This window comes from bacterium, assembly GCA_030247525.1.
In the GTDB taxonomy this organism is placed as follows: Bacteria; Electryoneota; JAOADG01; order JAOADG01; family JAOADG01; genus JAOTSC01.
In genome coordinates this window covers 1-5386 of record JAOTSC010000203.1, presented here as the reverse complement: position 1 = coordinate 5386, position 5386 = coordinate 1, and the positions used below count along the sequence as shown (strand labels likewise).

Here is a 5386-nt window from a genome sequence, read left to right as displayed (position 1 = left end):
CAACATTTCGGGTAGGTCGCGTTCGTATAGGTCGTCGGACAGGAATGTCCGACGTACGGGTTGCTTCCCCTGTTCCCCGTTCCCTGTCCCCTGTTCCCTGCTCACAAGGAGAGTAATTCCATCGCGTTCGAGGAACCAAGTCATACCATTCTTCGCTTGACACTTATAGAGGACGCGCGAATCCCATTGCCCCCGATTCTCGGTGAAGAAGAACGGAGAGGGGAGTTGTGATGTTGATTGAGTGGTTGATCGTTGGATAGAGGAAAGTTTGTCCGTAGCGAAGGCGAATTCCGAAAGGAAGAATAGCAGAACAAAAAGTGAACCCAGTGCAATCAACCGCATCATAATCCTCACCCATCCTTAGAAGTATTAGAAAGGTACCATCTTGCTAAGTATCAACAAAGGAAAATTGTTATACGGCAAAAAAAAGGCGCACCAGCGGCACGCCTTTCTTCAATCCTGTGAGAAGTTTACGATTTCTTTAAGAGTGATTTCACTTTGTCGACGATGTTGGTTGCCCGCATACCATAATGGGTGAGTAACTCCTCCGGTGAACCGGAACGTCCGAATTGATCTTGCATCGCCACCATCGCCATCGGCACCGGTACGCCACCTAATGCGCATTCCTGTGCGACTGCCGCCCCCAAGCCGCCGTAGATTTGATGCTCTTCCGCCGTGACAATCGCTCCGCATTCCTTTGCCGCCGATAAGATCACTTCCACGTCGATCGGTTTCACCGAGCGCATGTTGATTACCCGGGCACGAATCCCTTGCTTCGCTAATTCCTCGTGAGCAAGAATCGCTTCGCTCACCAATTGGCCACAGGCGATAATGGCAATGTCGTTCCCATCGCGCAGAGTCGTCGCTTTCCCGATGATAAAAGGATCGTCACGACTGGTGAGAATCGGTTGCGGCGAACGTCCCAACCGGATATAGCAGGGACCATCGATCTCTGCAATCGCAAGAGTCGCATTGTACGCTTCGTGGTAATCGCAGGGGATTACCATTTTCATATTCGGGAGCGAGCGAATAATCGCAATGTCTTCGAGAATCTGGTGGGTCGCACCATCGGGCCCAACGGTCAAGCCGCTATGTCCGCCGCCGATTTTTACATTCAGATTCGAGTAGGCGACCGTTACCCGCAGCATATCGAGGGAACGACATGCGGCAAATGCGCCGTAGGTCGTCCAGAACGGAATTTTCCCGGCAACCGCGAGCCCGGCGGCGACATTGCACATATTCTGCTCGGCGATGCCGACTTGCACGAACCGCTCGGGAAATTTCGCTTGGAATTTGTGTACGTACGTCGATTCCGCAAGGTCGCCGGTTAACGCCCAGATTTTGTCGTTCTTCTCGCCTAAATCGACTAATGCTTCGCCATATCCCCATCTTGTGGGTTTCATTTCTGCCATCGTTACTCCATTGGGTGTATGGTGTAAGGTGAATGGTGAAAGGTAGCATTTGCTTTTCTTATCACCCTCAACCTTACACCCTGCACCTTACACCTTTCGATTACCCATTCTTTAGTCGTTCCGTCCACTCGTCCAAGGTCGTTCCCAATTCGCGTAACGCCTGTTCCGCTTGCTCTTTGCTGGGGGCGATGCCGTGCCATTTGTGGGTCCCTTCCATGAAGGAGACCCCTTTCCCCATGACTGTGCGCATCAGCAGAACCGTCGGTTTTCCTTTACAGACTTTCGCATGCTGGAAACCGTTGCGAATTGCATCAAGATCGTGGCCGTCGACGGAGAGAACATTCCAGTTGAAGGCGCGCCATTTATCGACGAGTGGCTCTAATGCCATGATGTCTTCGGTATCGCCGTCGATTTGCTTGTAGTTGCGGTCGACGATGGCGCACAGGTTATCGAGCTGGTAGTGGGCGGCGAACATCATCGCTTCCCAATTCATCCCTTCCTGCAATTCGCCGTCGCCCATGATTACATAGACCCGGCGGTCGGACTGTTCCCGTATTGCCGCGATTGCCGCGCCGCAGCCGATGGATAGCCCTTGTCCCAACGAACCGCTGCCGACTTCGATGCCGGGCGTATCGTGGCACGGGTGGCCTTGCAGATGCCCCTCGAGCTTCCGGAACTGCAAGAGATCCTTGAGCGGAAAATACCCCGCCTCCGCCAAACAAGAGTAGTTGACGGGGGTGACGTGTCCATTCGAGTAGAAGAGGAGATCGCGCCCCTCCCACTGGGGATTCTTGGGATCGTGGCGGAGCTCCTCGAATAGGAGCACCGTAGCGAAATCGGCACAGGAGAGCGATCCTCCAGTGTGCCCGGATCCAGCATACGTGAGCATCGTAATGATGTCACGGCGGATGGTGAGAGTATTTTGCATCATTCAACCAATAAATAGTTAGGCAGGATTGCCCAACCTCCAATTAACGTGAAATTCGTCAGGCAAGATTACGTTCCGTGAGCCCTTCGGGGTTGCCTTACCTCCAACAAATCTTTCATTGGTCGGGCAAGAGTGCCCAGCCTCCAATGGAAAATAAACAAGAATCGCTCATCTTTTCAAACACTGCATTGCTGTCCAATGGATGTCTTCATCGGAGATAATGATCTCAGCTAAGTTGTAGATTAGATAATCTTGCCTGACCAACTTGTCTTTCAATTTTTCCTTGCCGGGAGAGTAATAATCAGATATTACTCATATACTTTATTGAGGAAGTACTTGGAGTCCACCTCCACCCACAAAACGGAGTGTAAGTCACATACTCAACTAAGCAACGCCCGGTGCAGTCGTATGCTGTACAACTGATTCATCGCTGGTGTCAGTGGGATATTTGATGATTCGGAAGGGATACATCCAATACGCATTCTCGGCGGGGACGAAGCCGAACCGTTGGTAGAGCGAAGCGGCGCGGGGTTTATCGGGAGTGGTTTCAAGAAAGAGCGCTGCTGCCGTTTCCCGATACTCATTGCGCAGCCACTTGAGGAATAGTTCGCCCAAACCGCGATTACGAAAATCGGCGGCGATGAATAGCTCGTCCAAGTAAATGAGCTGTCCGCTCCAATCGTTGCTCCAATAGAATACGAGAATCGCATAGCCACAAATCTCATTCTCGTACTCGAGGGTCAACACCTTTCCACAATCGGTATGTTGCGTGAAGTAGTCGATGGTGAGTGCGAATTGCTCGCGGGTGAGGTGGGAAACTCCATCCTCGTTGCAATGCATCTCCTGTGCCATCGGGACAAGGGTTGGGAAGTCGGTAACAGCGTATTGTCGCACATTGAGTTTCATGCATCGAATCCACATTTATCATAGTAGAAAGATCGCCACGTCACTTCGCACGCACAAGGTTGCATGCTGCGTTTCTCGCGAAGACAAGTTGAAAGTTAAAAGAAAACCGCGACTACTCTTTAGTCGCGGCCACGAAGTTTTTTGAGCGGCTGACGGGGCTCGAACCCGCAACACCCAGCTTTGGAAGCTGGTACGCTACCAATTGCGTTACAGCCGCATTTCCATGAAATAAGATGCGAAGATTTTCTACAACAATCAAGCGCGCGAATTTCAAGCAGATGGTCGTCAATTAATCAACCGGAGGAAGCGTTGCCAACGGATGAATTCCCAGAATCGGTAAAACGGTGTTTCAGTGTCGACGGAGAGATAAATCACAGTCGCTTTTCCGACGACATTTTCCACGGGAAGGAAACCCCAATACCGGCTGTCGCCACTGTTATCGCGATTGTCGCCCATCATAAAGAGGGTTCCTTCCGGCACTTTCACCGGCCCGTAGTTATCGGCATTCCCTGCTCCGATGGGAATAATCCCGTTCTCCAGTAATCCTTTCGGTCGCATCGGACGGTCGGAGAGAAAACCTTCTTTCGGTAACGGGTACTCTTTCCCATCGACAAACACTCGTTTATCGCGCAACTCAATCGTTTGCCCGCCGACTGCGATACAACGCTTGATGTAATTCAATGCTGGATCGAGCGGATACTTGAATACAAGGACATCGCCCTGCTCGGGATCGCGCAGTTTCGGCATGTGGTAATAGGGGAGCGAGACGCCGAATTGCGTAAAGGGAACGCCAATCCAGTCGGGGCTCTTCATCCCGTAAATGAACTTATTGACGAGGAGAAAATCGCCGATTAGGAGCGTATGTTCCATCGATTGCGATGGGATGCGAAACGCTTCCGCAACTCCGGTGCGAATCACGAACACCATCAATACGATGGAAGCGATTGTCTCGAAGTATTGTCGAGCGCGGGATTTCTCGCCACGCTTTGCAAGTTTCGCAAAATTTTTCGTCCGCCATGCATCCAGTTTTTTCTGCCAATCCGAATTCGGTAGTCCGCTCATTGATCCACCTTGAGCACTGCGATGAAAGCTTCTTTCGGAATCTCGACCGATCCGATTTGCTTCATTCGCTTTTTACCTTCCTTTTGCTTCTCGAGGAGTTTTCGCTTCCGGGTAATGTCGCCGCCGTAACACTTCGCCGTTACATCTTTTCGCATCGCCGTAACCGTCGCCCGGGCGATTACTTTTCCGCCGATTGCCGCTTGAATCGCAACAACAAACAACTGCCTCGGAATCAATTCCTTTAACTTATCAACGGTGCGTCGTCCCCACTCGTACGCCTTCTCATGAAATACGATCATCGACAACCCGTCGACTGGTTCGTTGTTAATCATGATATCGAGTTTCGTCAATTTCGATTCTCGATAATCCTTATACTCATAATCGAAGCTTGCGTATCCCCGGGTAATCGATTTTAGGCGGTCGTAGAAGTCAAACACTATCTCCGCGAGGGGGAATTCAAAGTTTAGCTTCGCGCGGTCGGAGGCGAGAAACTCGGTCGTTTTGTAAATACCGCGGCGTTCCATCGCCAATTTCATGATCGCCCCGATGTACTCGGCGGGGACTATGGTCGAGGCAGATACCCACGGTTCTTCCATGAAGTCGATGCTACCGGGATTGGGCCAATGGGCTGGATTGTCGACAACCTTCACCTCCCCCGTCCCGATATGCACTTTGTACTCTACAGAGGGAACGGTGGTGATTAAATCAAGGTTATACTCACGCTCGAGCCGCTCGGTGACAATCTCCATGTGCAAGAGACCAAGAAACCCGCAGCGGAAACCAAATCCCAACACACCGGACGATTCCGGCTCAACAAACAGCGATGCATCGTTTAATTTCAACTTGTCAATCGATTCGCGCAGATCCTGGAAATAATCGGCTTCAGTAGGATAGAGACCGGCGAACACCATCGGTTTCGGTTCGTGATACCCGGGTAACGCTTTCTCGCAGGAATTATAGCGATGGGTTATTGTATCGCCAACGCGGGTTTCTTTGACTTCTTTCGATCCAGTGATGAGATACCCGACCATTCCAGGAGTAAGTTCATCGATAGGAAAACGTCCAAGCCGCATGGTGC

At 51.2% G+C, this 5386-nt stretch carries 6 protein-coding genes and 1 tRNA gene; all 7 read right to left on the bottom strand.

What is annotated here, in order from left to right:
- The coding region (locus OEM52_13685; protein MDK9701186.1) for a hypothetical protein at positions 1-345 on the bottom strand (345 nt) is incomplete at its 3' end.
- A 125-nt stretch (positions 346-470) separates the two neighbouring features.
- Positions 471-1412 carry a transketolase family protein gene (locus OEM52_13680; protein ID MDK9701185.1) on the bottom strand — a complete coding sequence of 314 codons (942 nt, stop codon included), beginning with the start codon at positions 1410-1412 and terminating at the stop codon, positions 471-473.
- A 100-nt stretch (positions 1413-1512) separates the two neighbouring features.
- Entirely contained in the window at positions 1513-2343 is an 831-nt protein-coding gene (locus OEM52_13675) for a transketolase (GenBank protein MDK9701184.1), read from the bottom strand.
- A 381-nt stretch (positions 2344-2724) separates the two neighbouring features.
- Positions 2725-3246, bottom strand: coding sequence for a GNAT family N-acetyltransferase (locus tag OEM52_13670; protein ID MDK9701183.1), 522 nt, complete (start codon positions 3244-3246; stop codon positions 2725-2727).
- Positions 3247-3390: 144 nt separating this feature from the next.
- Positions 3391-3463: transfer RNA gene (locus OEM52_13665), tRNA-Trp, on the bottom strand.
- Positions 3464-3531: 68 nt separating this feature from the next.
- The gene (gene lepB, locus OEM52_13660) at positions 3532-4308 is read right to left on the bottom strand and encodes a signal peptidase I (protein ID MDK9701182.1); all 777 of its coding nucleotides are present in this window, start codon (positions 4306-4308) and stop codon (positions 3532-3534) included.
- Positions 4305-5386, bottom strand: a 1082-nt coding sequence (gene lepA, locus OEM52_13655) for a translation elongation factor 4 (GenBank protein ID MDK9701181.1), incomplete at its 5' end; no start/stop codon positions are given. The genes lepB and lepA, both read right to left, overlap by 4 nt.

Excerpts from the sequence above, each read along its gene's own strand:
- OEM52_13680 (MDK9701185.1), bottom strand. The coding sequence starts at position 1,412 with ATGGCAGAAATGAAACCCACAAGATGGGGATATGGCGAAGCATTAGTC.
- OEM52_13675 (MDK9701184.1), bottom strand. The coding sequence starts at position 2,343 with ATGATGCAAAATACTCTCACCATCCGCCGTGACATCATTACGATGCTC.
- OEM52_13670 (MDK9701183.1), bottom strand. The coding sequence starts at position 3,246 with ATGAAACTCAATGTGCGACAATACGCTGTTACCGACTTCCCAACCCTT.
- lepB (MDK9701182.1), bottom strand. The coding sequence starts at position 4,308 with ATGAGCGGACTACCGAATTCGGATTGGCAGAAAAAACTGGATGCATGG.